This is a genomic window from Citrobacter sp. TBCS-14 (genome assembly GCF_005280805.1).
GTDB classification, from domain to species: domain Bacteria; phylum Pseudomonadota; class Gammaproteobacteria; order Enterobacterales; family Enterobacteriaceae; genus Citrobacter; species Citrobacter gillenii.
In genome coordinates this window covers 1-209 of record NZ_SZWM01000598.1, presented here as the reverse complement: position 1 = coordinate 209, position 209 = coordinate 1, and the positions used below count along the sequence as shown (strand labels likewise).

Sequence of the window (209 nt, the reverse complement as noted above, 5' to 3'; positions counted from 1 at the left end):
GTCATGACCGCTCCTTCATGTTCATTGTAGGGCGGAGAAGCGTTACGCCATCCGCCAAAATATTCGCGATTGTATACCTGATATTAAAAGGTTCCACCGATGGCTGCGATTACTCCGGCACGATCCAGCTTACCGAGGTATGACCGGTTCCTGCCGGAACCAGTTTGCTGTGCAACCACGGCAGAACGTTGTTCATCTGCTGCTCAAGC

1 protein-coding gene is annotated in these 209 nt (G+C 52.2%); it reads right to left on the bottom strand.

Going from position 1 to position 209, the window contains the following annotated elements; translation table 11 throughout:
* Positions 1–109: 109 nt before the first annotated feature.
* Positions 110–209 (bottom strand): 23S rRNA (adenine(2030)-N(6))-methyltransferase RlmJ (gene rlmJ / locus FDX22_RS20170; RefSeq protein WP_146717684.1); only part of this gene is annotated, 100 nt, incomplete at its 5' end.